The sequence below is a fragment of the Mucilaginibacter sp. RCC_168 genome (assembly GCF_041355315.1).
In the GTDB taxonomy this organism is placed as follows: domain Bacteria; phylum Bacteroidota; class Bacteroidia; order Sphingobacteriales; family Sphingobacteriaceae; genus Mucilaginibacter.
In genome coordinates this window covers 92,630-119,345 of the sequence record NZ_JBFUPN010000022.1, presented here as the reverse complement: position 1 = coordinate 119,345, position 26,716 = coordinate 92,630, and the positions used below count along the sequence as shown (strand labels likewise).

Here is a 26,716-nt window from a genome sequence, read left to right as displayed (position 1 = left end):
TAATGAACAAACGTTTTTATACCGCGCTTTTAGTTTTTGCAATGTTGGTTGTGAGCAACGTGGGTTATAGCCAAGCCATAAATGATCATATATTCCCGGCTCAGGAATCAGCTAAATCATTTATCAATTTTGATAATAAAGGTTTTCTAATAAATGGTAAACGAACTTTCCTGGCATCAGCAGGGTTAGACTATGCACGTATTCCACACCAACTTTGGCATGATAGACTGTTGCGATTAAAACGTGCTGGCTTTAATTGTGTGGAGGTGTATGCCTTTTGGAATTTTCATGAACCTCATGAAGGTAAATTTGAGTTTACCGGCGATCATGACCTGAACGCGTTTTTATCTATCGTAAAAAGTCTGAATATGTATGCTATTGCCCGGGTAGGCCCTTATGCCTGCGCCGAGTGGGATCTGGGTGGTTACCCCTTATGGTTGAAATTTAAACCAGGGTTGCGCGTAAGGGAGGACAACCCAGAGTTTGAAAAATACGTCGACCGTTTCTTTGACAAATTATTGCCCGTCGTTTTTAACCAGCAGATCAATAAAGGCGGCCCGGTAATTTTAGTACAGTTGGAGAACGAGCATAATAATGGCTGGGGAACTGTTGTCCCCGATAATTATTTTAAACATCTGCAAAGCAAGGCACTAAGTTTAGGGTTGCAGGTGCCCTATTTTTTTAGCGGTCTGCATCATGCCAGCGATCCCGCCGGAGAAGGCTCATTGGATGATCCTAAACGACCTAATCCCTGGTTTTCAACCGAATTTTGGAGTGTATGGTACTCTCAATATGGAGCTAAGCCAACAGATTCGGCAGTATATGCCCGGCGCACCTGGAAAATAATAGCGCACGGTGGTGGCGGATATAACTATTACATGGCTCATGGAGGCTCGAATTTTGGTTATACCAATAATGATGAAGACGCTGCGTCTTATGATTATGGCTCCGCAGTTGGGCAGGCCGGCGATCTTCGCCCCATTTATTACGGTTTTAAACGCGCTGCCATTTTTGCCCGTAGTTTTCAGGATATATTGGAGAATTGCACCGATGCTACAGCCGCTTATAAAGATATTGCGGTAGATAGCAGTTTAAAAGTAACAGCGAGATCAGCCGACATTGGCGATCTTGTATTTTTAGATAATCCGGGTAAAAAAGTACTTAAAGCGGTGGTTAAGGTTGATAACGACATGCCTGTAGCCACTGTAATGCTGGCTCCGGGTGAAATATATCCGCTGGGGCACAATTATATCATTAGCAACCAAATAACGCTTAATTGGGCGCTTACACGTATATACGGATTGGTAAAGCAGGGAAATACTACCACTGTTTTGGTCGAAGCCGAAAGAGGTAGTCCTATAATGCTTTATTTTAAGGCGGGAGGAAAAGTAACCATACCTAAAGGAACAACCACCGGATTTAAAGTAAGTGATGGTAATGTCGATCTGATAACTACTCAAGGGGACAAACCCAGCGAATATACATTTGAAGTGGGTGGTCAGTGCGTCCGTATTTTAACGATGGATGCCAAAACAATGGATAAAACCTGGTTGGTGGAGCAGGCGGGTGCTAACGTTATCATCAGTGGTGTATCTTACCTGGCTGATGTTAAACTGCAAAATGGTCAGTTGCAAGCCACTGCGGAATATCCTTTAACAGGTAAAAAAGATGGACAAGTTTGGTTATATAAAAGCAATAGTTCATCGTTGTTAAAATCTGTATATCAGTCGGATATAAAATATAACTCAAACGTAAGTTTATCCCCATGGCAAAGTAAAAACGCATCGATTTATGCCACTCCAACCTATGATGATACCAACTGGTTTAGTTCTGCTGATCCTCAGCAAATGGGAGCAGATGATAACTTGACGGCCGATGCCTGGTATCGTACCATGGTTGATGTACTGGCATCAGGAAAGTATACTATGCAGGTTGACGGTGGAGATAGAGCTACCGCTTTTGTAGATGGCAGGAAGACCGTTCAATGGAAAGTTAGGGAGGGTGAGGTGACTTTTGATCTGGAAAAAGGCAAACATATGCTGGCTGTATTTACAGCACATGATGGTCGCGATAAATTGGCCGCCTACATTGGATCGATCACCGATGTTGACAAGAAAGGGTTATCGGGCCAGGTTCAGCTTAAACAGGGTGGACCATTTATATCTACCATCAACAATTGGTATTTTACCAAAGCCGAAAAAGCTACCGACGTAAAAAACAATATCCCGGCATTTGATACCCTTAGCTGGAAAAAGTATAAAATTGGCGATGATGTATTTAACAAACAGGAGGGCTTTGGCTGGTTTCAAACTACGATCCCGGTTCAGGGGGGCAATCCTAATAAGCTTACCATCAATTTCAGGAGTGTAGACGAAGACGCTACCGTATTTATCAATGGTAAACAGGTAGCACAACACAAGGGCTGGAATTCACCTTTTACTGTGGAAATTAATGATACCTCTACACTTAGAAAACCAATCATGCTTACGCTATTCATCGAAAATTACTCCAACGAAGGCGGCATAGATCAGCCTGTAAAAGTAAACAGCATTGGTGATGCTACTGTATTACACAATTGGAAAATGTTTGGAGGCCCGGGTAATCCAGATGCCGTTGATGGCTGGAGTAAATTGGCCCCAAAAACTTCATTTTCCGGACCGCAATTTTTCCGGTCGCAGTTTACCGTGCCGCAGCCAAAAGGCAAGCATCTGATATGGCGGGTTCATACAGATGGCTTAAGTTATGGCTCGGTTTGGATAAACAGCCATAACCTGGGACGTTACCCCGAAAAAATTGGTAATATCGGCATGTATATACCGGAGTGTTGGTTAAAAGCCGGCATAAATCAAGTGGTAGTTTATGACGAAAATGGTAACCGGCCAGATAAAGTGAGCATACGATCAGAGAAAAAAGCCGGCAGGATAACTTATACACTTCAGGGAAAACTATAAAATTTAAAAGATATGGCTTTAGCAAAAGACAGGTTTATAACACTTGATATTTTCAGGGGCATGACCATCTGCTTCATGATCATCGTAAATGCTCCCGGTTCGGGCGCGGTTCAATGGGCGCCACTTGATCATGCAGCCTGGTTTGGTTTTACACCAACCGATCTTGTTTTTCCTTCTTTTTTGTTCGCAGTAGGGAATGCGTTGAGTTTTTCCAAAAATAAGTTTGAAAGTAACAGTGCTTTTCTGCGTAAAATAGGCAAACGCACGCTCATCATATTTTTACTGGGTTACCTGATGTACTGGTTTCCCTTCTTTCATCGCGAGGCCGAGGGCTGGGTTTTTAATCCGCTGGGCAATACCCGTATTATGGGGGTGTTACAGCGTATAGCACTTTGTTACTTCTTTGGCTCGCTCATTGTACATTACTGCTCAAAACGCATGGCCCTCATTATTTCTGTTTTGCTTTTGCTGGGCTACTGGGTATTCTTATTGCTGCTTGGCGAACCCGGTAAAGAGCTGACCATGCTGGGCAATGCCGGTACCCGTTTGGATATATTAATTATGGGTAATGCGCATTTATACCACGACAAAGGAGGCCCAATAGCTTTTGATCCCGAAGGTTTACTGAGCACTTTGCCAGCCATTGTGAATGTAATAGCCGGCTACCTGGCGGGGGCGTATATACAACGAAAGGGTCGTAATTATGAATCGATAGCTAAATTACTCATTGCAGGGGCTTGCCTCATTGGTATAGCGCTGTTTTGGGCGCAGTTTTTCCCTCTTGCAAAAAAATTGTGGACAAGCACATTTACTCTGCTTACTATCGGTATCGATCTGGTGATCATCGGTGTATTGATTTATGCCATTGAATTAAAGAATATCAAACGCGGTACCAACTTTTTCCTGGTTTTTGGCCGGAATTCATTGGCAATATACCTGCTGTCGGAATTGTTGTTTACCGTTATTTCGACTGTTTGGGTAAAGCCAAACCTCAGCTTTTATGATTGGATAAACCAGGTATTTTACCAGCCGCTTTTCCCGGGTGCATTTGGTACACTGGTTTTTGCTTTATGTTATATGATGCTTTGTTGGCTGGTAGGTTATGCGATGGATAAAAGAAAGATCTATATCAAAATATAAGTTTACGTATGTGTGAAATGTACTCTCTTATGAAAAAGGCAGTTTGGCTGCTGTTGTTATCGTTTGTTATTACCATTAATGTAAATGCACAGAACCGGTCTAATTTATCATACGTAAATCCATTCATCGGGACTACCAAAAGCGGCGTACTCACCCATTGGGGAGGCGATGGCGGTACATATCCCGGTGCAGTGGCCCCATCGGGTTTTATCCAGATCAGTCCGGAAACACGGGTTACAGGAGCCAGAGGGTATAACTACACCGATTCATCCATTTACTATTTCAGCTGTTTTGGGCATCATAGTGGCTTTCCGGAAGGTTCGGCAGGGCGTTTATTTATTATGCCTGTGACGGAAGGACGTGATTTTGAACCGGGTATGTATAAAAGTCGCTTTTCGCATCAGAATGAGATAGCGCGTCCGGGATATTACCGGGTAAAATTTACCGATAATGATATCATAGCAGAAGCAAGTGCATCCACCCGCACGGGAATATTGCGTTTTACATTTCCGGCTAAAACTAAGGCACAGGTTTTTATTGGGAATGCAGGAGATATCACCATCATTTCCGGAAAAGTGATACATGGAACTACGTTGAACACAGTGATCAATTTTAGTGAAGCTTTTAGCGAAAAGAAAAAGATAAAAGATGGCTATTTGTTTACTTTTAAGACTGCCGCAAAAGTTATTGAACTTAAACTGAGCACATCAACTGTAAACTTTGCAAGTGCTCAAAATAATATCGATAAGGAAATCGCCAAATTAAGTTTTAAGGCTTTTACTGCACGTACAGCCGATGATTGGACTAAACAATTATCTACCGTAGATATAACCGATACCAGCAAAAATAACAAAACCATATTTTATACCGCCCTTTACCATTCGCTATTGATTCCCTGGGTAATTTCTGATGTGGATGGTAATTATCGCGGAGATAACGGAGCCGTTCATCATGCTTCGGGTAAATATCAATATGGTGGATTTTCTCCATGGGATACCTTCCGATCATTGCACCCGTTATTGAGTTTGCTGTATCCCGAAAAGCAGAATGATATCATTTTATCGATGCTGGATATTTATAAGCAAACAGGTCATTTACCCACAGAGAGTATGACAGGCAATCATGCTATACCTATTATTGTAGACGCTTATTTAAAAGGCATCACCGGCTTTGATAAAGCACTGGCTTATAAGGCCATGAAAAGTAATATTGTCGACTCGCCTTTTGTGCAGGGGGATATGCCTATATACCACCGTTTAGGTTATGTGCCGTACACCAATTCTGAATCGGTAACCCGTACAGTGGAATATGCTTACGATGACTGGGCGCTATCGCAGTATGTCAAAGAGGTAATACATAATGAGGCCGACTATCAGCTTTTACGGGATAAGGGTTTAAATTATCGAAATCTGTTTCATCCTGACGACTTGTTTTTACTACCACGATCAGGAAATGATTTTAAGCTAAACCCCGGTATGTCGGGTTATAAAGAAGGGGATAAGTGGGTGTATTCCTATTTTGTGCCGCACAATGCCAAAGACCTGGTGAACCTTATGGGCGGTAATAAAGCGTTCTCTGCCCGCTTGGATTCTGCTTTAAGAAACAATGTTATACTATTTGATAATGAAACGGTTATACATCTGCTTTATTTGTTTAATGCAGCCGGACGGCCTGACCTTACACAGGCATGGTGCAGGGATATTATGCTGTTGCGATATAAAAACCAACCAGACGGTTTGCCGGGGAATGATGACCTTGGTGCTATGTCAAGCGCCTATATATTTAATGCATTAGGGATTTTTCCGGTAAGTCCGGGCAAGCCGTTATATGCTATAGGAGCACCTTTATTTCAAGCTGTAACCCTGCATTTGGCTGCTCATAAAACGTGGACAATTAAGGTTAAAAACCAATCGGCTGGCAACAAATACGTAAGTTCTTTAACCGTTAATGACAAGGCATATGAACAATTGGTTTTACCTCATGCAACTATCGCCAATGGCGGTATAATGCGGTTTACCATGAGCAATAACGTGCAAAACTGGCCTGCGGATAAAGATCCAATCGCGTTATCAGAAACAAAAACCTCATCGGATATAAAAGTTATCAATTATAGCTTGCAGAAAACCCAAGTTGAACCGAATGAGCAATTATGGCTGAGGTTTACAGCACAGAATAAGGGGGCGGCAGGTACCAAGAACATCAGAATATATGCTGACGGAAAGGTCATCGCCAACAAAAACTATCTTGTTCAACAAGGAAGTGGGATTACTGATTCTATTAGCTGCAGATCATACAGATTAGGAAAAACAACAATAGGTTTAAATGATGCAGGGGGGAATATTGTAGAGGTTAATGAACCCAAACAGCCAGTACAACATCCTTTTGAAATATATGGGATCAATAGCAGGCCCTTAATACATTGCGACAGCCAGCAGCAAATTAATTACACAATTAGAAACCTGACCGGCAAAGATCAGTCATTTTCTATCCCTGTAAGGTTGAATAACACCCTTTTGTATACTGATCATTTGCAACTCGCTCCAGGAGAAAGTGAGACCCGGAGTCATCATTTTGAAGATAAAGTGACTGGGGTTAAGGATTTATATATCAATGATATATCATCAGTATATAAAGTATTTGGTGATGATACAGGTTCGCTATTACTTGATCTTTCACTCGTTGCAAAAGATAATGATCAACCTATTTCAGATCATTCAGGATTTGAGAACAACGCGCATATCATTCATTCCAAACCCCTGGAAGTCGGAAAAGGAAAAAGGTTATTATTGGGTGATCATTGTTTTGTAGAAGTACCAAATGCGCCGAGCCTGGATAAGCTGGAGCAGAGCATCACCATGATGACCTGGGTATATCCGGAAGGCAAAGAAATAGGGCTGGTAGATATGCTTACCAAAGGCGATACCCATGTTTTGCAAATGAGCAATAACGAAACGCTTACCTTTTTTGCCGGTGGCTGGGGACGGGGTGATTGTACCGTAAAGCTTCCCGCCAACTGGAAACAGAACTGGCACCATATTGCTGGTGTTTGTAATGGTAATGTACTGTCTGTGTACATCGATGGCAAATTGGTAGGTACATCTACAGTAGAGGGGCCCGTGAACTTATCGGTAGACAATAGATGGCAATTAGGGCGCAATGAAGAGTTTCCTTCAGAAAGAATATTTCATGGCTATATGGACGGCATCAAGATTTTTGCCCAGCCATTATCATCCGTTGAAATCCAGGATATTTTTAATAAAGAACAAAGCGATTATAAGAACCAACCTTAAAATTAATAAGCTTTAAGCTGATATCGGAACTTCAACCTGTTTAGACATATGCCTTCTTAGTTTCCTGATCGGGAAATAGGTAAACATGATAGAATATGCCGCCGCCAATGTACCATCAAGATATGCCATTATTGGTCCGTTGAATTTATAGTGAGCGGGTAAACTTACTTGTGCAATTAACATCACCGCTAAAACAATCAGCAGTGTACCTACACCATTGATAATAGCTGTTTGCATGGCAAATTTATTTTTATTCAGGTCATCACTGATGGTTAAATCAAGAGCCCCTTGTTCAACGGCAAGTATCGTCTTTTTAAGTATATCCAGACTAAGGATAAATGGTAAAAACAACGACATGGGCAGCGTAAGCCTGGCCAGGCTTTGTTCTCCCTCAAACAGGTGAGTATAGCCTAATTTTGCGAAGCTGGCGTAGGCTATAATGGTATTGAAAAAAATGTTAGGTATAATGTATTGCAGCAGTTTCTTTTGTGCAAACCGTTTTAAGGTAGTTTTTTGTATTGGTTTTTCAGGCATGCGATAATTGCTGTAAGTTGGCAAATAATAGTTCCATCGCTGCGGCTTTTATTTTTAAAGCCTCTGCCTCTTCAAGGAAATTATCATTTGACATAAAAGTGAAATCCATCCTGTTTTTAAAAGTGGTTGTCACCAGTGTATTCGGGTTGCGCCAGGGGAAAGCAACCGTTGGGCTATAAATAGTTTCTACTTCAAATAATTGGTATTTTTCAGGAATGGTAAGCCTGCCCATGTTTGATAGGGTAACGTCATGTGAGCCATCTGTAGTCTTTAAAAACCCGATCATTCGTTTTACTGTTTTGTGCATATATTCGCCCATCCATAACATTTCATAGGCGTTCATGTTTTCAATTTTGGTGGTCAAATCGGTTTTTATTTTGCGCGCCTGATCCCAGAAACCCATGCCAGGGTCTTTATCAACGGTCAATTCTACAATAGGCGCGAAAGCAAACATCGTATCGGGCTTTATCTCGGGGATAAAACGTCTGATATCTACCGGACTAATCACTTTTCCGCGGGCTTTACCCCCCCTCACTTTCTGAAATGCTTTTAAAAAGGCTACACATAAAGCAGCATGTACCGATGTACCAGCATTTTTGCATGCTTCGGCTATGGCAAGGGTGTATTCTTCATCCAGTTTCCAATGTATGGCGTAGTTTCTGCCAGGCTCAAATTTACTTCTGGTACTTTTAAACAGGAAAAATAGTCTGCCTAAAAAAGAGTAGATCCGGCCTTTACGTTTATTTTTAGCAATATCAAAGCTATCGGGCATTAATTCCTGTACCGAATTGAATGGTGCGTATGTATCCAGTTCCTGTTCAGGGTTATCCAGTAAACTCAATATTTCCCTAAGTAGAGCTATGCAGGTACCGCCATCACAAACACAATGCGGCATCACCAACAAAAGCTCCGATACAACGGCCGATCTTATCCAGACTATGCGGGCTAATGGTACATTTTCACCATCAAAGAGCTTATACCATTCTGTTTCCGATTCCTTTAACCAGTCATCATCGGTAACCCGTTCGGCTATGCGTACAGGGATGGACTGAACTTGTTCATTGGTTATGAAATAGGGGCCACCTTTTTGTTCCTCATCTATCTGTACACGTAAAAGCGGGTGTTTTTGCTGAACTTTTGCAAGGGCTGTATGCAGGTTTTCGGCATTAATGCTACCTGCTATTTTGACGGTAAATACACAATTAAGCGGCGTAGACGCGTCTACGTGCATAATTCTTTCCACCATCATTAATTTTCTTTTCATGCTACGGCTACCGCTATGTTACCAATCTGTTCTTTAATCATTGCTATCATCTTATCTTTTATAGCCAGGGCATCTTCGTACGGCACAAAACCCTCACTGGCAATAAATGAAAAGTCCATTTGGCCGCGATAGGTAGATGTTACCATAGTGGTGGTATTACCTAATGGCCCAATCACCGCCGGACTGAATATCGTTTCTAACTCAAAGTTGCGATATTGATACGGGATATCGATTTTACCCAGGTTGGAAAACATGCAATCATTTGTTGATTTTCCGTTTTTAAGCAAATTAGTAAAGTTATCCATAGCAGAGTGCGCCGATTCCATCATCATCATAGTGGCATAAGGATCAAGCTTAGCCGATTTTTTGTCGACATCTTTTTGCATCGCCTTAACATTGTCTAAAAAATTCAAACCTGCATGTGCCGAAAGTACGATCATCAAACCAAACGCGAATAGTTGATCTTTTTTGATTTCGGGAGCAAATCTCCGAATATCAACCGGGCACGAAACCTTGTTATGCGCCTGGTCTTTCCTCACCTGTTTAAAGGCTTCCAGTAACACCCCACACAACATGGTATTTACCGTAATGCCAGCCGATTTACAATAAACGATCAGGTCTTTACTCAGGCTTTCATCAAATTTCCAGTGGATCAGGTAATCCCTTTTCCTATCGACCGGGTTTTTCTTTACCGGCATCAGCTTCAGCGCTACGGCGGCCAACCCACCAATCAATTTAGCCTTTATCTGTTTCGCTTTGTTATTTAAAATAGCCGGAGGAATAATATCTTCCATGCCTTTTATCGGATTTTCTTTGCCTATATCTGTAGTCGGATCGTCTAAAAGCTGTAGCAATTCAGCTAATATGCTCATGGCCGAACCTCCGTCGCATAAGCAATGGTGGATGGTGATGATCATATCTGATGTAGTATCGCCTTTTATCCATACCACGCGTAAAAGCGGACCTTTGTCCGTATTAAACGGAGTAAGCAATTCTCTGTGTGATTCTGTTTGCCAATCGTTATCACTTAACTGATCTATTATCCTTACCGGAATCTTAACTGGTTTTGCCACGTCGATAACAAACCATGGCCGTTGTTGATCATCATTCTGCACAAAAGCATTCAGCCAGGGGTGTTTTTCCTGTATCTTCCCTAAAGCGAAATGCAGGTCGGCCTCCGCAAAAACGCCGCGCAGTCTAAATGGTATAACGCCATTGAAAGGCAGTGTACCGTCGCCGTGCAACATTCTTTCGCCAAATAATAGTTTTCTTCTCATGCCACACTAAGTTCTTCTGTAGTTCCGGTTAATGTAGAAATTGTTTCCATCATTTTATCCTTGATAGCTAAGGCGTCCTCATAAGTAAGGCTCCCTTCATTGCTGATGAAAGAAAAATCCATCTCTCCACCATAAGTGGTTGTTGTAAACGCGGTAGCATGCCCTTCAGGTACCATAACTGAGGGACTAAATATGGTTTCCACCTCAAAATGTTTATAGTGCTGCTGAATATCCAGCTTACCCAGGTTAGAAAACATGCAATCTTTATTCGCTTTCTGGTTCCGTAAAAATTTAACTATTTTAGGTAATGACCCGTGAGCGGCTTCTAACAGCATGATAAGTTTATACGGATCAAGTTTAGCCATTTTGCTTTCGATGTCATTTTGCATAGCCCGCGCGTTGCTGAAAAAATCAAGACCCGGAAAAGCTGTTACCAGTATCATTAAAGGAAAAGCAAAAATGTTATTCTTTTTTATCTGCGGATTAAAATTGCGGATATCAACAGGGCACATGATCCTATTGAGTGCTTTTTCTTTGAGAACCTGTTTAAAGGAATCTAAAAGGATGGCACACATGATGGTGTTTACCTTGATGCTTTCGGCCTTGCAGCAGGCCAGGAGGGCTGCGCTAAGCTCCTGATCAAGCCGCCAATGGATCAGGAAATCCCTTTTTTTCTCTACTTGTTTATCTTTTGATGGTATAAGCGACAAGGCTATTGAAGCCATGCCAAATAGCAATTTGGCCATAAACTGGTGTATCTTATTATTCAGCATCGCCGGCGGAACAATATCGCCAATACCGGATATGGGAGCCTCGACAGCTATGCGGGCATCAGGATCATCCAGAAATTGCAAAAACTCTTCGAGCATTACCAATGCCGAACGGCCATCGAAAAGACAATGGTGCATGACCAGCAAAATTTCCGAAACCGGTTCGCCTTTGATCCATACCAGGCGCATCAGCGGTTCCCGGTAACTGTTAAAAGGTACCGACCACTCCTTTACCGATTCTGTTTGCCAATCATCACTGTCTCTACGTTCCATAATACGTATTGGGATATTAACCGGGCGTTCGTCATCAACTACAAACCAGGGCTCTCCATTCTTGTCATTTTGTACCACTGCATTTAGCATGGCATGTGTTTTTTGCAGACTTGCCAGCGCCACCCGGATGTCTGTTTCTGAAAAATTACCGCGTAATCTTACCGGTAAAAGCGCGTTAAATACGTAGTTCCCATCTCCATGCATAACGCGTTCAATCAAAAGTAATTTTCTTCTCATAGGCAACAAATTGGTCAAAGGTTTAGGTTGGTGGTTAGTTCAAAGGCGCCAGGACAGATTCTGCAGCAGCAAAATCTTCCAGTAACTGTACGGCCTTATCATTACCACCGGCGGCTATAAAGGTCTCATTTACCTTTATGGCAGCCTCACGATATTTTGGATTTTGTAACAGTTCAAAAATGGTATCGCGCAGATCAGCAATACGCAAACGTTTGTACCGTATGCTTATACCAGCACCTGAGTTCTCGATCAGTTTTGCTGTGTGAAAATGATCATAGGCGATAGGGGTGATCAGCATGGGCAATCCATTAATAAACGTATCATTTACGGTATTAAAACCACCATGGCAGATCACCGCGTCCATGTGCGGCATCAGCTCGGTTTGAGGTACAAAGCCGTTTACGATAAAGTTATCTGGCCATTCCTCAAAAATATCAGGATTAGTGGCGGCTACTATAGTTACCGGCTGATCTGCAAAAGCGGTTATCAGTTTCTGAAAAAATTCCTTGCGGATGTCAACCAGCAATGTACCTAAAGATACAAATACCTTTGGTGTAGTAGCCTTTGCCAGCCTCTCCCAGTCAAAAGCGGCATTATTGGGCCTGCCTTTTACGGGGCCCACAAATTTCATATGCGGTTCTGCTACATCAAAGCCAGCGAAGGCTTGTGAAGTAAATACCATATTAAGTTTATGTGAGTGTATAACGATCTCATCGCCATAAACGCCAAATTCCTGCTGCAAGCCTTTTACCAGGTTTTGCTGCCATTCGAAAATTTTAGGAGCACTTTTGGCGGTATCGCCCATCACATCTGGTGGTACAGGTGTAGTAGTTACCGATGGGATGCCTTTAATATGGGCACATAAAGCGCCTGCAAAGGTTATACAATCGTTAATGATCACATCGGGTTTCCAGGCATCTACAAAATTGCTTAGTCCTGGCATCATGATGCGGGCAAATGGCACATAGGTTTCCTCAAGAGCTAATTTCATAACCTCCGGACCTGAGCAGGCCGGGCCATCGTCCTGACGTTTCAGGATCCGGTTTATTTCATCCATATGCGGTTCCAGTTCGGCTTCAGGATATATGAACTCGCCGCCGGCAGGGATATGTTTATCAACCAGCGGTGTAATACCCAGCCATTTTACTTCATGGCCACGAGCAATAAGACTTGCACCGATGCTTAATGTTGGACTGATATGCCCGAAAAATGGTGGAACAACAAATAAAAATTTTGCCATGGTAAATGGTAGCGTTAGTTTTTTAATATTTCTAATGATTGTTTTGCAGCGGCTTGTTCAAGCATATCTGCTGCGGTCTCCGTTCCGCCGGCTTCTATGAACGATCTTTTGATCGTTTCGGCGGCGGTTTTATAATCAGGGTTGTTCAATACTGTGTTAACTGCTTCTTTCAGGTGATGAGCTTTAAAACGATTAAAGTTTAAGCGTTCTCCGGCACCTGTGCGCACCACGCGGCCCGCCACATGCGATTGATCATAGGCAATAGGAATAACCACCATAGGTAAACCATTAGACAGGGTTTCGCAAACGGTATTATGCCCGCCATGGCAAACAACCGCATCAAGATGAGGCAGCAGATCAAGCTGGGGCACGTGACGCTGTACGATAAAATTGGCAGGCCATTGTTCAAACAAGTCGGGATCAGAAACTACTACCGCAGTAATATCCTCGTTGCCAAAGGCTTCTATCACCTTGGCAAAGAAGCTCTTTTTATGCTCGTGGTCAAAAGTAGTACCTATGCTGATCAGTATTTTAGGATTGTCGCTTTCTTTCAACCTATCCCAATTAAAGGCCGTTTTGGTAGCCGGGCGATTAATTACAGGGCCGGTAAAACGGAAGTTGGGTGTTAACTCCATATCGCCAAAAAAGGCCTGTGAAGTAAGCACCATGGTTAACAGATCAGAACAAACTATTGGAGTGTCGGCTTCAACGCCAAACTCCCGCTGTAAGCCTATTACCTGGTTCATTTCCCATTCATGTATTTTGGGCAGCTCCTCCATTACTTTGATAGCAGCGGGAGCAGTTACCGAAGTAGCATAGGGTATCCTTTTGTTAGTAGCTGCAATAGCGCCGGCAAACATCTGGTGATCAGTGATAATCAGGTCCGGTTCAAATTGATCAAGCAAATAGGCAATACCATCATAGCTATGGCGGTTAAGGGGGATCAGTACCTCTTCATACAGGAATTTAAGACTATCAATACCGTAAACTATCTTTTTGGTGATGATATCCAGATATTGTTCGCTTTCCCGTTTCTGCTGGTCATTTTCATCGTAACTGATGTGGAGCAACTCGCCGCCTGTGGGGAGTTTGGCAGCTAATGACTCATCGAGCGTTATCCAGCCTACGCGGTGGCCGCGTTCTAATAGAACAGCGCCCATGCTTAGTGTAGGGTTGATATGCCCGGTTAAAGGTGGTACTATAAATACAAACTTCGCCATAGGTATATGTTTTTCGCGGGTAAAGTTTAATTCCTAAAAAATGTATTGATCATATTACCAATCAATACAGGTTCCTGTATTGGTATATTATGGTCGCCAGGCACAGGGGTAAGCTCTGACGTTTTTATTTTTTCATTCAACTCTTTGCCGGTTTCCAGGCAATTGGAATCGGTTCCGTAAAGTAATAAGGTATCCTTATTCAAAAGCATAATCTGCGGATCGTCCAAAAAATCCTTTTCGGCTATCATATCACTTTTGATACTGGTTTGGTAAAACAGGTATTCATACATGCGATGGTTTCGCTCCATCTGCCGTTTACCCATTTTTACTTTGGTGGTATCGGTGAAGTTTTCCACGTAATGCTCCAAAAACTCGCGGCTATAATCATCAATAATACCGCGTGCTTTCTCGTCTTTAGGATCGGGCGCTTCAATAACCACCAGCTTTTTTACTTTATCCGGGAAACGCAGCGCCATTTTCAGTGCGATCAACCCGCCAAAGCTGTAGCCGGCCAGGTGTACTACACTTAAATTCAGGGCTTCCATCAGGACGTTCAGATCATCAGTCATGCTGTTCAGATCGTAGCCATGCAGAGTGCGCTCGCTCATGCCATGACTTTTCAGATCGTACATCACCACGTGGAAATGTTCGGCCAGAATGGGGGCTATATTAAAATAATAAACAGACAAGTTACTGAACATGCCATGAACCAGCAGCACGGTTTCGGCCGCACCTTTGTTAAGTTCCTGGATATGTACATCCCTGTTATTTACTTTGATTACTGGCATTCGTAAATGTAATTGATGATCATACCTAAGTTCAGATTAATCAGCTGATCAAGATCCATAGATGACAACCATCCGGTAAAATCGATCTGGTCACCAAAATGCGCTTTAATTTTTTCGGAAAAAGACACGATCTCGATGCTGTCCATTTCAAGGTCTTTAGTGAAAGAACTTTCTGGGGTGATATCCATTTCCTCTACAAATTCCTCACCTATAACTTCGGTGATGAATTGTTTCATCAGATCAAATATTTCTTCTTTGTTTAATTTTCCTGTTGATGCTACTGTGTCCATCCGATTATGTAGTTTTTATGTTTTAATGTTTTGATGTAAATGTCATTAATGCGTAGTTCGTCGCCTTTGATCTCCTCAACTACGTATGCTTTGGGATTACCTTGCAGGCCTTTGCCCAGGTATTTGCCATAAGCCTCTTTAGCCACCCAAAAGCGGGTTGCCCATTCGGCTGCATCCTTGCCTTGCAGTAAGGCGCTTTCTGCCTCGGTAAACACCATGTCAAAAAAGCCTGTGCCACGGTCTTCGATGGTTTCTATATCGATACCTACGGGTTTGTCATACTGTGCGATACCAACCGCGTCGGTACCTTTATGGGCGATAGATATATGGATACCATCGGCCAAACCACCGCTTGGATAGGGCTTGCCCAGTTCATCAGCCTTTATTTCAAAGGTGATAGGGTAGCAGGCCTGCTGTTTTTGTTTATTAAGCAGGTTTCGCACAGCATCCTTTACCGCCACACGACTGATCATCCAGATCTTGCGTTTGTTAGGCATCAGGGTGTTGTGATGTTTTTTCTCATCCTGGTTAAAGTATCGTTTCAGGATAAAATCCCAGGATACCACACGTGAATACGCCTGGTGGAACATGAATATACCCGGCGCTATCTCTTCCGATAAACGGTTATGCAATGGCGACATGGATACGTTCCAAAGTGGTTCGTCAATTTCCAACCGGCGGTTTTGCCAGCCGTTAATGATGGCCCAGATCTTGCCATTGCGTTTCATTACGAAATCAGCAGTAGCAAATTCATCGTTCAACTCGGTTAATACGCAGGTACATTCAAACAGACCCTTTTGATCTTCCATTGGTTCAAAAAACTCGATCTCCTGAATTTTTACGGGGAAGGCGATACGATCTTTGGTCAACGTTAATTGCAGCCATAGGCCAAATAACTGTCCCGCATTATCCAGCAGAGAGCCTTTACCAGCATCACCTTCAATAATACCCGTGATGCCTTTTTTGCCTACAGCGGTTAAGGAGCGGATACCCTGGTAACGCGGGCCGTGGAACATGTGCGCGTCATAGATCTGTTCGGCTGTGCGCTGAATGTCCAGCAGTTCGCCTACGTCAAAATGCCTGTCTGGTGCCGGGCTAAGTTCGCGGGCCAGTTGTACTTCGGCATTGGCGAATTTATCCAGGTCGAGGTAAACGCGTTGCTGATCTTTCCACTCGCCGGTAACGGTTTCGCGGAAGGGTTTTACTACGTTCATCCACTGGAACACCTTAATGTTCATGATCTTTTGCACCTGTTCATCAGGCGATTGTTCGGCAGCTATTTCGCCAAACATTTCAAATATCATAGTCATCGGTATCACCGGATCCATATCTTCCACGCAATGCCAGCCTTTGGGTTGACGAAGCAGGGAGTGATCTATCAGGTAAGGACAGTTATCAAGGGAAACGTCCAATTGTTTAGAAAAAGAAACCCGTTTTGCCGGAGCATTAGTTGCCGTTTGCGGTGGTGCCGCAGGAGGCGAGGGAGCAGAAACAGGCAATGATGTTGTAGCTCTTGCCACAGGTTGTGCAGGCCTGTTCTGGAAAAGCTGCATCATCTCGTTCTGGATGCTCACCATTTCCGCTACGTTTTCGCTGAAGGCCCGCATGATCGGGTCGGCGACATCAACCAGCATAGCTTCATGGCTTACAGGAACCTGTTGTTTAACTGTGGCAAGATTTTTCAGTCCAGCAAGGTCATGTATAATAGGTGATCCCAACTCCAGTTTAATGCCTTTTGTTTTAACCGGCGAAGAGGTCTTTTGACGACCCATAAAATCTAACCCAACTTCTTTACCTTCCACAAATAAGGCTGCCAATACCCTTTGCAGCTGGTTTAAACCCGGGCGTGTAGGTACGTTTGATGCTATAGTGCTGAAGCTTTTACCTTTTAAAGTATCGTCGATAAAGCCAATAAGTCCGCCGGAGCCAACCTGTATAAAAACACGGGCGCCTTCGCTGTATAGTTTTTCGGTAAGCTCACGAAAACGCACCGGTTTAATGAGGTGCTCGGCGCTTAGCTGCCTGATGGCCTCAAAGCCCTCCGGATAAAGATCCAGTGTGGTAGCCGACCATAGTGGCGTGGTGGTTTTGCGGAACTGCATATTGCGCATTCCGTCCAATATTAAATCCAGTTTATCAGCCACAAAAGGGGAGTGGAAGCCCGATTGAAATGGCAGTACCTGGTGAAATATCTGTTTGGCTTTTAGTATTGGCACTAACTCGTCAAGCGCGGGTTTACTGCCACAAAGTATGACCTGCTGCGGGCAATTATCGTTCGACAGGTATACGTCTTTAATACCGGCCATAATAGGCTCCAACTGATCTATACCGCAACCTACGGCTATAAAACGGGAATCTTTTAGTTCGAATGTCTCAGGATTCAGTACATCAAGCAATTCCAGTACCGAACTTTCCTCGGCCAGTTCTGATGAACGTGCCGCCAGCCATTCGCCCAGGCTGTGTCCGGCGTTCATATCTGGTTTTACGCCCAATTGTTTAAGGGCAGTATCCAGGATACTACTTTTGTTGAGTATGCCTAACGCTTCGCTTAATAAGCCGTCAGCTTTGGTATCGTTATCTTGTGCAATGTTAAAGTAGCTGGATACGGTTGAAACCTCACCGCCTGCTAATCCATCCAAACCAGGAAACACAAAGGCCACTTTACCGCCATCATTTAGCAATGGGGCATTGGTATACCAGATATCCTGTTTATTGCGCCATGGATTGTTTTTGGCGGCTATCTTGGTTGCTTTTTTTATTCTTTCGGGTGTTGGGTCAAATAAGGCTATGCGGAAATTGCCTTTACCTTCGCTAAAGTCTCCTGTCTCCAGTGCGGTGATCAATGCATCGTGAGTTTCACGGGCAAGTAGCAACACTTCGTCTTTTTTAGGAGCATTAAAGCCCTCTAATACCACGTGGGCATTAATACCACCAAAACCAAAAGCATTTACACCGGCAAATTTGGGCAAACCTGATGCCGACCAGCTACGGGATGCTTGTACCGGTGAAAACCGGGTTTTTTCCATTTGGGCCAGTGGCGTTTCGCAATGCAGGGTTGGCGGCAAAGTATCATGATACAAAGCCAGGCAGGTTTTAATGAAACCCGCGATACCCGCGGCCGGCATGGCATGACCGATGTTTGATTTTACCGATCCGATACCTGCATCAGGCAATTCGGGGTGGTGACCAAAAAACTGGGCCAGGGTTTGCAGTTCGGTTTTATCGCCGAGTGGAGTACCTGTGCCGTGAGCTTCCAGGTAACCAATTTTATCTGTGGGCACACCGGCGTTTTCCCAGGCCTGTTCAATAGCTTTAAGCTGACCTTTTACCGCCGGGCTCATCACGCTGGTGCCGCTGCCATCGCTGCTTACACCAACGCCCTTTATTACGGCGTAAATTTTATCTTTATCGTTTATGGCATCTTCCAGGCGTTTTAAAACCACAAAACCACAGCCTTCTCCAATGATCAGGCCATCGGCTGCCGTGTCAAAAGGTTTTATTTTTTCCTGGCGGGATAGTGCGCCTAATTGCGAAAATATGCTCCAGAAAGCGGCATTTTGCCCGGTGTGTACGCCTCCGGCTATCACCATATTGCAGCGACCGCTATTCAGCTCCTGTACACCATGGTCAATCGCGATCAGCGAGCTGGCGCAGGCAGCATCCAATGTAAATGCCACGCCGCCAAGGTTTAAGCGGTTAGCCACCAGCGATGCCACCAGGTTGGGGATAAGCCCCATGGCGGTATCTGCGCTGAAACGCCCTTTGCGTAACTGGAACTCTTGTTTTACTTTTTCTATTTCGGCATCGCCCAAATCGGGCAATATTTCTTTTAATAAGGAAGCGATTTGCTCGCCGGTACGTACTATTTCAATGGCACGGGTTGCACCGGGGCCTGTGTAGTTACCTTTGCCAATAATGATACCCGTTTTATCGAGCGTGGCGTTCCGGGCAAATACACCCGCGTCTTCCAATGCTTTATAGGCCAGGTCCAGCGTTAGTAAATGATCCGGTTCGGTGCCTTCAACGGCTACCGGCAGAATGCCGAAACGGCGCGGATCAAATTCATAATCGGGGATAAAACCACCGCGGTTACAGTAAAAACGATCTACAGCCGACCCCTCTTTACTAAAATGCACCGGATCAATACGATCCGGTGGCACTGTTTGGGTTGAGTCGACCCGGTTAATTATATTTTGCCAGAAGGTTTCTACATCGCCCGCTCCCGGAAAAATGCATGACATCCCTATTACTGCTACATCCGTTTTCTTCATATGTGGAATGTGGTTTAACCGATGTATAATTACCAGTTGTTACCTGCCATAATTAATACCTGGCTTTCTTTGCCATATTTTAACTCATTTAAAAATATCTCGCGACCATGTTGCAGCGGTATCAGCGCTATGCCACGACGTTCGTATTCTTTTTCGAGGGTTGGCGATACCATGCCGGCACCTTTCCATGGTCCCCAATTGATAGACATTACTTTACCGTTGATGCGTTTGTTAAGTATCCACGCGTACTTGTCTAACACGCTGTTGGCTGCGGCATAATCTGTTTGTCCGCGGTTGCCATAAACCGAAGCGATGCTCGAGAACAGGATCACAAACTGGGTTTCTGGACGCAGTTGCTCAGCCAGGATCCGCAATGGTGTTACCTTGGTATCGAAAACACGGCCAAATGATTCCGGTGTTTTGCTTTGGAATAGCTTATCCTCCAGTAAACCGGCACCGTGTACCACACCATCTATGCGACCATATATTTCATAAGTATCGTCAATAAAGCTGCTCAAGCGTTGCTCGTCGCACAGGTCGAGTGATTTATACACTACGGTTGAACCACTGGCTTCCATTTGCGCGATGGTGCGCATTACCTGGTTGTTTTTGTAGATACGGGCTGTTTCCTGTTCAACTTCGGCGGGTTTTTTAATGAGACCTTGTTTGATCACATATGCGCGGATCTCATCTTTAGATTCCAGCGCATCAGCTGCACTTGATTCCGCTTTTCTTGGATCGGCAGAGCGTCCTACTAAAATATAAGTACATGGATAATCTTTAGCAAAATGGATCATCAACTCTGAAGTGATGCCTTGTGCGCCGCCAAATACGATCACTACCGATTTTTTATCCAGTTTAATGTGTGATTCTTCCAAACCGGTGATCAGTTGTGATGGGATCAGTTCCATCACATGTCTTTGGTGATCGCGATAGATCACTTCCGATGGTTTATCTGGATTCAGGATCTCCTTCAGCGTAACATCAGCAATTTCCTCTGTGGTCATCGGTGTACCTACACTTACAACGCGGCATTTGGTTTGCTCAAACTCGCGGTCGAGGCTTTTGAAGAAGCCCGGGTAACCCTGGTAGCGTCTTAATAAACTGATGTCGGTAAACTCATTTAGATGCAGCATGGTATCTGATATGATATAAACCCATTTTACAGTTTCAAAATCCAGTTTCTTGATCAGTGCAAAATGATCTATGATGCCCACTGTTTTTTGTGAGGCGAACATATTAAGTATGATCAGCCCCTGGTAACCTTGCAGGTCACCGCCGGCATACACAATATCGGCCATGGCCCCATGCTGTTCCAGTAAATGTTTGATCTTGATGGCCTGGATGCCGCCATCATCGGTGATGGCAAAGCGTTTGCCTTTGATGATGGCGTCTTCTGATGTCGACGATTTGGTGGGTGTAAGCTCAAAACGCAGGCGCGACAATGTTTCGTCGGTTGTTGGTTCAGCTACAGGCTCTTCTATAATCTTTTTGGCTTCGGTCACCAGGCCTTCGGTTTCTGAATCTATTTCAGAAATCCAGTTGGCCAGGCCATTCAGCGTTTTTATCGCGGCCAGTTTTTCCATGAGATCATCGCTCTGCTCATTTGCTTTACCAAAGCCTACTTTTAGCTTCAGATCACCGATGATCTCCATACGTTTGATTGAGTCGATGCTCAGATCGGCTTCCATATCCAGGTCCATTCCCAGCATTTCCTGCGGATACCCGGTTTTGTCGCTTACCACAGATAGTATAGCTGCTTTAAGGTCTTCTAATGAAAACTTTGTTTTTGTTGTGGTTTGTACAGTTACTTCTACATTGATTGCAGCAGGAGCAGCGGCAGGAGCTTGCGCTGTGTTCTCGTTGATCCAGCTAACCAGTCCGCTCAGTGTTTTGATACCGGCCAGTTGTTCCATCATGGTGTCTTCGCTTTTTTCGCTGTTGCTAAAGCCGCCCAGTTCGGTGCGTAATGTACCAATGATCTCCACGCGTTTGATCGAGTCGATGCTCAGATCGGCTTCCAGGTCCATTTCCATACCCAGCATATCCTGTGGGTAACCGGTTTTATCGCTTACTACCTGTAATAATATCTGTTTAACATCTTTTTGCACGGCAACAGGCTGAGTTGCTACGGGTTGAGCAATAGCTTTTACTTCCTGCTTAACCTCAACAGGGGCAGCTACCGGGATAGGTTGCTGAACATAAGCTTGTTGCTGATATTGCGGCGCCTGCTGATAAGCCATCGGGCTGCCCAGGGCGAGATTTTGTCCTAAAAAAGACATCATCACATCTCTTTGAGCCTGTATCAGCATCTTCATGCTGTTCAGGTATTCCTGCATCATCAGCTCCGCACCCGAATTTACGACGGTGTGCGTTGTTTCAGTTCGTACTTCGTTGTTTTTCATTTTTATAGGTTCAATGATAGGTAAGGCACCGTTAGCAGGCAGCTTTCCATTAGCAGGGAGGGCTTGCTGACCATTTACGTACCAAATAGTAGCGCTCTTTTTGTATAAAGTGGGTTCGTCCAGGTTTAACAATTTAGCACCACGACCTTCAAATAATTTTTCAATATGGATATTACGGCCTGTAGCCATATAATCTGCCAGCATACAAAGGAGATGGGTGATCTTGTTGCGGCTGTTATCTTCGGCATACAACAATACCTCGTCTTTACCCAGGCAGGCTTTGGTTAAACCGGTTAATACTTTACCCGGGCCAACTTCTATAAAGATCCGGGCGCCTGCGGCATACATTTGCTGTACTTCTTCAACAAATTTTACCGGTTTTACCAGATGATCGCTTAAACGCTCTTTTATTTCATTTGCTTTAACAGGATATGCGGCGGCGGTGGTATTTGACCATACCGGCAGAGCCAGATCGTTAAAGTTTACACCGGCAAGCACCTCTGTATACAATTCTTTTGACCGGGCTACCAGCGGACTATGGAACGCACAGGCAACTTCCAGTTTCCTGGCCGATATTTTTGCCGTTTTAAGCGTTTCCATTAAGTTTTGTATGGCAGGGGTAGTGCCCGCAATTACACACTGTAATGGTGAATTGTAGTTAACCGGGTAAATATCTTTTAAACCTGCAATTACCTTTTGCAATTCATCCTGTGTAGCATTTACGGCTATCATCGCGCCGGCATCACCGTCAACAACCGCATCTAAAATAGATTGGGCACGTTTGGCGCTTAATTTTACAAGTTCGTCCTCGTCAAATGCACCTGCAAAGCATAGCGCCGGTAATTCACCATAGCTATGACCGGCAACCATATCTGGCTCAATGCCTATGTTTTTCAGGAAATTTGCCAGAGCCAGGTCAACCATACCCAGTAATGGCTGTGCCATGCGGGTATCTTTAATGGCTTCTTTTTGTTCTTTTATCAGCTCAGCATCAAAAGCGGCGTTCGGGAATAATACTTTTTCATATTCAGGGTGCTGTTTAAGCAGCGTACGCATGGCCGGGAATACCACAAAAAGGTCGCGGGCCATGTTGATGCGCTGGCTTCCCTGTCCCGGGAACATAAACGCCACTTTACCATCCTGTTTTTTAACAATGTATGTGTCTTTGCTTTCGATGCCTGAAAGGGCCAGTTCAACCTTCATCATCAGGTCGTCGGCATTATCGGCAACGATGCTCAATTGTACCGGTTTGGTATTTTCGGTCGCTAAGCTAAAGGCAATGTCTCTCAGTTCGATATTTCCGTTTATCTCCAATAATACTTTTACTGAATTTAATTTTGTTTTCGCTTCTTCATAAGTATCGCCGCGGAAAACAAAAAGCTCCGAAGGCCATGAGGTTAAAGCTGGGTTTTCTGTCGTTACCGGGCTGCCGCTTTCAATTACGGCGTGGAAGTTGGTACCGCCAAAACCGAATGCGCTTACACCCGCATAACGTTTCTCTTCCATCCACAAACCGGCTTCGGTATGGAAAGCGAATGGACTTGTCTCCGGATTATAAAATGCGTTTGGTGTTTTTAAGTTGATGGTTGGTGGTTTTACACCATGATAAACTGCTAATGCTGCTTTGATCAAGCCAGCTAAACCAGCAGCGCACTTGGTATGTCCGATCTGTGTTTTTACCGAACCAAGGTGTGTTTGACCAGCAAGGGCGCCCGATTGATTCAACATATCGGTCAGCGCGCTTAATTCGGTTTTATCACCAACTACAGTACCTGTACCGTGAGCCTCAACCAATCCTAATAATGATGGAGTGATACCGGCTTGTTCATAAGCACGTTCCAGTGCACGCACTTGTCCGATCTTGCGCGGAGCGGTTAAGCCAAGGGCTTTGCCATCGCTTGATCCGCCAACGCCTTTGATCACGGCATAAACCCGGTCGCCATCGCGCAGGGCATCTTCATGTCTTTTCAACACGATCATGGCTACACCTTCCCCCAAAGCAATACCATCGGCTTCACCATCAAATGTGGCACAGCGGCCCTTGCGGGATAGGGCATGGGTGCTTGAAAACATCAGGTAGTCGTTAATACCGTTGTGTAAGTCGGCGCCACCTGCCAGTACCATATCTGATTTTTCGAGGAACAACTCCTGGCAAGCCAAATCGATAGCAGCTAATGACGAGGCGCAGGCGGCATCTACCGTAAAATTGCGACCACCAAAGTCCATACGGTTGGTGATACGACCAGAAATTACGTTAGCCAGGATACCCGGGAACGAATCTTCGGTAGTTTTTGGCAGGACAGCATCTACTTCGGCTGGGATCTCGCCAAATACCTGTTTGTAATAACCTCTGAAGCTATAGCTGTTGGCCAGGTCATTACCACCTTCAGCGCCAATAATTACAGAGATATTATCACGATCGAAGTTACCGCTGCCATAACCGGCATTTTCCATCGCTTGTTTAGCAACCATTAAGGTTAACAGTTGTGTTGGCTCAATAGCTGCCAGTGATTGCGGCGGGATACCAAATTCAAGCGGATCAAAATCGATCTTCGGAATAAAACCACCCCATTTGGAGTGCGACATATCATCGGCAGTAGATGTAGGGTCGTAATATAATGCTTTATTCCAGCGCTCGTCAGGCACTTCGGTCACGCAATCTTTTCCTAAGATAATATTGCGCCAGTATTCTTCAATATTTTTTGCTTCGGGGAAAATACACGCCATACCAACGATAGCCACATCAAGTGAACGCTCGGTCGACTCCGGTGCGGCAGGTAAAGCAGCTTCCTGGATATACTGATAATTGTTTTCGGCAACATCCTGGTGCAGCTCCAGCAGAGAAATAACCTTGTTGTGCATCACGGCAATCTGGCCTATCATATACATACCCAGGTTAAGCTGATCGGCTTCGTTGATGGTTACCAATTCATCGCCACGGCGCTCAATACCTTTGGCGGCTATGCGCAGCCTGCCAACGTTAAGGCTTTCCAGTTTCTCCCAGATCTCTTTTTTGTCGATACCGGCCTCTTGCAGTTTGGCTTTCTCTGTACTAAAGAAATCGGCGAAAGCAGTATTCAGGCAGCGGGTTTCATGGCCCGGGGCTGTTTCCAGCAATACGGTGTCTTTAGCTTGCAGGGCCTGCTCCTGGAACTTATCCTGGATAGCACCTGTAATCACAGCTTCTTTAGTATATAAATAAGCGGTACCCATCAGCACACCTACTTTTACACCTTTGGCCGCCAATGGTGCTGCCATTATCGCTATAAAAGCTGAGGAGAAAGCATCATGTATGCCACCGGCAAAAAATACGCTGATCTCTTCGGGTTTATCTTCTTTTAACAGGCGCTCAATTTGTTTTTCCCAAAGCACCATGCTGGATAGCGGGCCAACGTGACCACCGCATTCGCGACCTTCAAAAACAAAGCGGCGGGCGCCTTCTTTCAAAAACATGTCCAGCAGGGAAACGGAAGGAACATGTAAAAATGTTTTTATACCCACTTTTTCAAGCGGTTTAGCCTGTGATGGTCTGCCGCCTGCAATAAGTACTACAGGTGGTTTAGCTTCCAGGATGTATTGCATTTGCTCATCGCGCAGCTCCTGTGGGGCAAAACCGAGGATGCCTACGCCCCAGGTTTTATTACCTGCAAGTTTCTTAGTGTCCATCACCAACTCCTTGGCACGCGGCCCTTTCAATAAAGATAATGCAATGAACGATAAGGCCCCGGCCTCAGCAACAGCATCGGCAAAGGGAGCTACATCACTTACACGGGTCATTGGGCCCTGAGCAATAGGATAGGTTATATTCAGATCTTTGGCCAAAGCGTTGTTTGGTTTGATCACGTTTAGCGCCCGTGCCTGGTTCAGGTGGCCATAGATGGCTTCTTTGATACCAAATACAAGCTTGTTTAATTTTTTGTAACGGTTAACCAGATCGGTAGCCAGGGCGATGTCCTGGCCCATCGGAATATAGCTTTTCTCCGGATTAAGATCGGTGAACAAAGCTTTAAGATCATTATAGGTAGCGTTTTCTGGTAGGGCAGGAGAGTTTGGGCGAACCAGTACCCTACAATTGTCTATCAGTTTGGTTTCGGTACCGCTTAGTTTGGTACAAAGTTCCTTCAATTCTTTTGGCGCCGAACATTCAGGGAATAGAGCCAGCTGGCTATCTAATACGATACCGGCTGCGCCTTGCGCAGATAATGCCGCAGCAGTATGTATACCTACACCACCCTGTACCCAAACCGGGATATCCTTTACTTCCTGAATAACGCGCTGGAATAATATGTAGGAAGATTCATAGGCCACATTGCCCGCGCTTTCATTACCCTTTATGATAAGGCCGGCAGCCCCCTGGGCTTTTGCCTGTTTTGCAGTAGCCACATCGTACACCTGATAAACAAGCTCGGTATTTTTTGGCTGTTTGATCTTTACCCCGAATGGCGCAATGATCATGCTCACCTGTTCAGGAAGTTTAATATCGATGATATCGTTTGTGGTAAAACAAACTCCAAAATCGATTAAGCCACGGCTTACTAAATTTTCAAGCGCCTTTTCGGCGGTAGTTTTATCAAGTCCAAGACTCAGGACAGGAAAAGCCCCGGCGTAATGCAAATCAAGTGCAAGCGATACATCGGGTTTTTCAAAGGGGGTTAATCCAATTATTGCACGTTTTTTCATGGTATAGGGTAGGTAAAATGTCAAAATCGATGGCTATCTGCAAAAACTACCATTAAATCCCAGATGATGGATATACAGAACACTAA

The 26,716-nt window shown here is 44.4% G+C and carries 13 protein-coding genes; 3 read left to right on the top strand and 10 right to left on the bottom strand.

Annotation, left to right across the window (positions count from 1 at the left end; translation table 11 throughout):
- Positions 1 to 2 precede the first annotated feature (2 nt).
- The 3 genes from AB6735_RS20730 to AB6735_RS20720 are packed head-to-tail and all read left to right on the top strand — an operon-like array spanning position 3 to position 7,381.
- On the top strand, positions 3 to 2,951 hold the full coding sequence (locus AB6735_RS20730) for a beta-galactosidase (protein ID WP_370997966.1): 2,949 nt from the start codon (positions 3 to 5) through the stop codon (positions 2,949 to 2,951).
- 12 nt (positions 2,952 to 2,963) lie between these two features.
- On the top strand, positions 2,964 to 4,091 hold the full coding sequence (locus tag AB6735_RS20725; protein WP_370997965.1) for an acyltransferase family protein: 1,128 nt from the start codon (positions 2,964 to 2,966) through the stop codon (positions 4,089 to 4,091).
- Positions 4,092 to 4,120: 29 nt separating this feature from the next.
- Complete coding sequence (locus tag AB6735_RS20720; RefSeq protein WP_370997964.1) at positions 4,121 to 7,381, top strand: GH92 family glycosyl hydrolase; 3,261 nt, start codon at positions 4,121 to 4,123, stop codon at positions 7,379 to 7,381.
- A 12-nt stretch (positions 7,382 to 7,393) separates the two neighbouring features.
- Here AB6735_RS20720 and AB6735_RS20715 read toward each other — a convergent pair whose 3' ends face one another.
- The 10 genes from AB6735_RS20715 to AB6735_RS20670 are packed head-to-tail and all read right to left on the bottom strand — an operon-like array spanning position 7,394 to position 26,630.
- Positions 7,394 to 7,915, bottom strand: a complete 522-nt coding sequence (locus AB6735_RS20715) for a hypothetical protein (protein WP_370997963.1) — start codon at positions 7,913 to 7,915, stop codon at positions 7,394 to 7,396.
- Entirely contained in the window at positions 7,908 to 9,179 is a 1,272-nt protein-coding gene (locus tag AB6735_RS20710; RefSeq protein WP_370997962.1) for a condensation domain-containing protein, read from the bottom strand. Before AB6735_RS20710 ends, AB6735_RS20715 begins: the two co-directional genes overlap by 8 nt.
- Positions 9,176 to 10,456, bottom strand: a complete 1,281-nt coding sequence (locus AB6735_RS20705) for a condensation domain-containing protein (protein WP_370997961.1) — start codon at positions 10,454 to 10,456, stop codon at positions 9,176 to 9,178. The genes AB6735_RS20710 and AB6735_RS20705 overlap by 4 nt, the downstream gene beginning before the upstream one ends.
- Positions 10,453 to 11,736 carry a condensation domain-containing protein gene (locus AB6735_RS20700; protein ID WP_370997960.1) on the bottom strand — a complete coding sequence of 428 codons (1,284 nt, stop codon included), beginning with the start codon at positions 11,734 to 11,736 and terminating at the stop codon, positions 10,453 to 10,455. Before AB6735_RS20700 ends, AB6735_RS20705 begins: the two co-directional genes overlap by 4 nt.
- A gap of 34 nt (positions 11,737 to 11,770) precedes the next feature.
- Entirely contained in the window at positions 11,771 to 12,976 is a 1,206-nt protein-coding gene (locus AB6735_RS20695; protein WP_370997959.1) for a glycosyltransferase, read from the bottom strand.
- A gap of 14 nt (positions 12,977 to 12,990) precedes the next feature.
- Entirely contained in the window at positions 12,991 to 14,196 is a 1,206-nt protein-coding gene (locus AB6735_RS20690) for a glycosyltransferase (RefSeq protein ID WP_370997958.1), read from the bottom strand.
- A 26-nt stretch (positions 14,197 to 14,222) separates the two neighbouring features.
- Positions 14,223 to 14,984, bottom strand: coding sequence for an alpha/beta fold hydrolase (locus AB6735_RS20685; RefSeq protein ID WP_370997956.1), 762 nt, complete (start codon positions 14,982 to 14,984; stop codon positions 14,223 to 14,225).
- On the bottom strand, positions 14,975 to 15,274 hold the full coding sequence (locus AB6735_RS20680; protein WP_370997955.1) for an acyl carrier protein: 300 nt from the start codon (positions 15,272 to 15,274) through the stop codon (positions 14,975 to 14,977). Before AB6735_RS20680 ends, AB6735_RS20685 begins: the two co-directional genes overlap by 10 nt.
- A complete protein-coding gene (locus AB6735_RS20675) occupies positions 15,262 to 19,545 on the bottom strand; it encodes a beta-ketoacyl synthase N-terminal-like domain-containing protein (protein ID WP_370997954.1) in 4,284 nt (1,427 codons plus the stop codon). The genes AB6735_RS20680 and AB6735_RS20675 overlap by 13 nt, the downstream gene beginning before the upstream one ends.
- Positions 19,546 to 19,574: 29 nt before the next feature.
- A complete protein-coding gene (locus AB6735_RS20670) occupies positions 19,575 to 26,630 on the bottom strand; it encodes an SDR family NAD(P)-dependent oxidoreductase (protein WP_370997953.1) in 7,056 nt (2,351 codons plus the stop codon).
- Between the last annotated feature and the right edge of the window lie 86 nt (positions 26,631 to 26,716).